The organism is Streptomyces sp. SID3343, from assembly GCF_009865215.1.
Taxonomy (GTDB): domain Bacteria; phylum Actinomycetota; class Actinomycetes; order Streptomycetales; family Streptomycetaceae; genus Embleya.
Genome location: NZ_WWJX01001440.1, coordinates 1 through 4,039 on the forward strand (window position 1 = coordinate 1; position 4,039 = coordinate 4,039).

Below are 4,039 nucleotides of genomic sequence, written 5' to 3' on the forward strand. Positions count from 1 at the left end.
GGTCAACCGCCCATGTCGACTGGGCCCGCCCCGCGTTCGGGGCGGGCCCATCATGGGGTGAGAGCATCGGCGACCGGGTCGGATCGGCGCCGCGTCACCGGCGCGAGCGAGGGACGCCGGTCATCGGCTTGCCGAAGGTTCTCGTCGCGGCGTCACTCGCGTTCGCGGACACGTCGTGATGCCCGGAACGAGCACGGTTCGCGTCGACCGCAGCGATGACGGAGGAGGTTGCGGACACGGGCCGTGGGCGCGGCTCCGGAGCGCGTCGGGGCGATTTCGGCTCGACGGTGGGCGCACCGGCGCCCAGGACGCGACGGCTGACGACGTGATCGTCCTCGCCGGACGCGGCAACGCGACGGGCCGCAGGCACGTGCAGAGCCGCCCATCCCAGGCAGGCGACGCCGACGGCGTTCTGCGGGCCGGCACCGGTGATCGATTCCGGCCACTGGTAGATGTGGGCCAGTACGCACCACAACACCGCCGATCCGCCGATCACCGCCGCGTCCAGGACGACGGTCGTCAGGACGTGCCGGCGGTTCTTGCGGCGTCGCTCCGGGCGGGCCGGGCGGACCCGACGGCCCACCCACCGGCCGGGCGAGCGGGCGCGGCCTCCGCTGCGGGCGACCTGCCACGCGAGGACCACGCTGAGCAGGCCGACGCCGGCGAGGACGGTCGTGATCGGGTCGGATCCGGGGACCAGCAGTCCCGGCCACGCGGAGACGATCCAGGTGACGCCGACGAAGGCCCACGCGGCGCCTTCCCAGCGCAGCACCTCCGAGCGGGTGGCGAAGCGGGTCTCGGCCTTGTCGATGATGTCCATGAAATAAGAATAACGCTCGTCATGAAAATCGACCACCGCCGGCGCGGTCGATCCCAGATCGCCGTTGCACTCGATCGCTGATCGCCGATCGCTGATCGCTGATCGCCGATCGCCGATCGCCGATGCCACAGGCGAGCGGCGGTCCCGATCGCGCGCTCAGCGCCCCCGGGCGATCAGCTCGTCGAGGCGTTCCACGAGTGCCCGGGCGGCCGAGTCCAGGCGAGCCTGCTCACCGGTGGCGAGCAGGTCGAGGACCATGCCGGCCAGCGCGGACGCGGCGAGGGTCGCCTCGGCCTCGGCCCGCGGTCGGGCCACGCCGGCGCGCCGCAGCCCGGCGGTCAACTCCTGTGCCCACGCGGCCATCAGGCGGCGGCGAAAATCGGGGGCCAGCCACTCGAAGGTACGCGGCATGGCGATCGCCTCCAGGGTCAACCGCACCCGCGCGAGGTGCTCGGGCACCCGAACCCACTCCCAGTAGCGCCCGACGACGAACGCGGCGTCGGCGCCTTCCTCTTCGGCCCACTCGCGGACCAAGGCGGCCTGCTCCGCCTCGACGTGGGCGAGCGCCTGAGCCAGGAGGCTCTCCTTCGAACCGAACTGGTACGACAACGTGTACGTACTCACTCCGAGCGCGGCGGCCAACGGCCGAAGCGACATGTCCCCGAGCCCCCCACGTGCCAACTCGTCGACGATCGCGCGCAACAACTCCGTCTTGCGTTCCGGATCCGGCCTGCGTCCCATCGTCACAATTTACATCACAACTGTCATGAAAACCTGAGACGCCGGTGGCTCCGGCACCGGAAGCCTCTCGCTCCTCCATCACGCCGACCCACGTACTCCGGCAACAGACGACCCGGAGGATCGAGAGAGCGTCACCGGAAGGCCGGTTGCGGCGACGGGAGCGCTGTCCTGTCGGGCGGACCGAGCCGGGCATCGGCTGCCTCGAACGCCTCCCGCACACTCGCCTGCGGGGCTGCGGGGCTGCGGGGCTGCGGGGCTGCGCCGGACCCAATCGGCGGCGATCGACGCCCACCGGGGATATCGCCGCCCCATTCACCCGCAGCCCGCCATGGACGAACTCGTCGAGGTGCTCACCGGATCGCGGATCGGAGAGCGCATCCACCACGCCGAAGGCGCCGCGTCGAGGCCGACATCAACGACTCGATCCCCATCGTCCGCTCATCGAGCCTGCCATCGGCCCCGGTCGGCCCCGGTCGGCTCAGGTCGGCTCAGGTCGGCCTCTACGGGACCTCCTGGCGCTCGGCGTTCCCGCCGCACCCGGGCAGCCACGTCCCGACGGCACTGCGCCCGCTGCACCGGATGCATCCGGGAACTGCTCGGCAGCGGCCCCGCCGACGAGAGCATCTCCGAACCGCTCGGCATCAGCCGCCGCACCCTGTCCCGCTACCTCGAACAACCCGACGCGGGTGCCGGCTTCACCAGCCGCTTCCGACTCGCCCTTCACGACCCGCAAGGGGTCGATGCTCACGGCCGGCTGCCCCCGTCTCGTTCGTTGGGTGTGCCGGGAGCGCTGCCATATCCATCCGGATCGGGCAGGCCGCTCAGGACGGCCGCAGGTCGCGTGTTCTCCGCGGTAGGGCCGAGCCATTCGCAGATCAGGACGGTGGCGTCGTCCTGGAGCCGGCCGTCGTGGTAGTCCAGAACGGCTCGGGTCAGGCGTCGCAGGGTTTCGGGGACGGGCAGGCCGTCGGCGTGGTGGCGGATCAGGAATCGGGTGAAGCGTTCCAGCCCGAACTCGGTGTCGTCGGCACGGCGGGCTTCGGTGATGCCGTCGGTGTAGAGCACGATGCGGTCGCCGGGTTCCAACTGCTCCCGGCATACGATGCTGGGGATGCCGAGGTCGGTGCCCATCGGATGGGCCGGGGGGCACGCGAGATGGCTGGTCCAGCGGTTGCCGCGGATGACGACGGGTGAGTGATGGCCGCGGTTGACCCAGGAGAGGATGCCGGTGCGGGTGTCGAGGGTGGCCAGGATGCCGGTGACATAGCGGGTGCGCTGGTACTGGTCGATCAGGGCGGCCTCGATTGCCTCGCCCTTGGCGATGAGGTCGGCGCCTTGGCGGCGGGAGTTGCGGCAAGCGCCCAGGGCGAGCGTTCCGCACAGGCCGGCGGCGGTGTCGTGCCCCATTGCGTCGAAGATCGTCAGGTGGATCAGCGGGCCGTCGATCGCGTACTCGAAGATGTCGCCGCTGATGTCGTAGGCCGGCTCCATGGACGCGCAGATCACCACCCGCCCGTCGGCGTAGGAGCGTGCGGGCATCATGTTCCACTGCATCTCGGCCGCGAGGTTCAGTGGGTGGGCGCGCACCAGCTTGGCCAGCGTGTCGCTGGACTTTTGGTGACCGGTGATGATCAGCGCCAGGAGCGCGGCCAGCCGGTCCATGTCCTCCCGGGCCCGGGCGTCGTCGTGGACGGTCGTCACGCGCAGTACTCCCAGGCGTTCGGTACCGTCCAGCAGCGGTTGCCACCATTGGCCTTCACCGCCGCCGGGCAGGACGCGCCCGTGCTGGTAGGCCCGCCCCGGCACGGTGCCCTCGACCCCCACGCGCGGCTCATCCTCCCCGTCCGCGGCCACCGAGGGGCCGGGGAGCAGAGACAGCGTCCGTCCTTGCAGGTCGACGAGGTAGATGAGTACCTCGGTGAACCCCGCCGCCCGGGCGTGCTCCGCCGTCTTCGCCGGCAGCATCTCGATGGGCATCAGATGGGCGGCCGCCAGTAGACCGGCCAGCATGGCCCGTCCGCCTGCTTCTCGCTCCCGGTCCACGTCTTGCCTGCCTCCCTCGGTGACGGCCCACCCCGCCGGCTCCCGCACGGGGTCGTGCGGGCACGGCCGGCGATGACCGTCTGTACCGACTACCCCGTACAGCCGACTCGATCTCGGTGGACACGCGGGCAGGCACGGTGAACGTCGCCGGCCAGGACCGGGCGTCCCCGGATCCGCAGCGGACTTCGTCCCGGTCGGTGGTGGGCCGGGGCAGGTGCCGGATCGGGCAGGCGATCACGCTGGGCTGCTACGGCTTCTTCGGCTCCGGCCGGTGGGCGACGTGGTGCGGTCCCGGCGAGAACCGGCCGATGCCGAGGACGTCGAGAGGGCGTCGAAGAGGACGAGTAGGCCCGTGACCACGACCGATCGGCTCGCCGAGCACGGCGACACGCCCGGACATCCCTGCCTTTACGGGCCACTCGACCCGCCGCATCC

Annotated in this window: 3 protein-coding genes; all 3 read right to left on the reverse strand. The window is 71.3% G+C overall.

Annotation, left to right across the window (positions count from 1 at the left end):
* Positions 1-94 precede the first annotated feature (94 nt).
* The gene (locus tag GT354_RS46010; RefSeq protein ID WP_161363487.1) at positions 95-820 is read right to left on the reverse strand and encodes a hypothetical protein; all 726 of its coding nucleotides are present in this window, start codon (positions 818-820) and stop codon (positions 95-97) included.
* A gap of 156 nt (positions 821-976) precedes the next feature.
* Positions 977-1,561: a TetR/AcrR family transcriptional regulator gene (locus tag GT354_RS46015; RefSeq protein WP_161363489.1), complete on the reverse strand. Its 585-nt coding sequence runs from the start codon at positions 1,559-1,561 to the stop codon at positions 977-979.
* A 744-nt stretch (positions 1,562-2,305) separates the two neighbouring features.
* A complete protein-coding gene (locus GT354_RS46020; protein ID WP_161363491.1) occupies positions 2,306-3,571 on the reverse strand; it encodes a PP2C family protein-serine/threonine phosphatase in 1,266 nt (421 codons plus the stop codon).
* Positions 3,572-4,039: the final 468 nt, after the last annotated feature.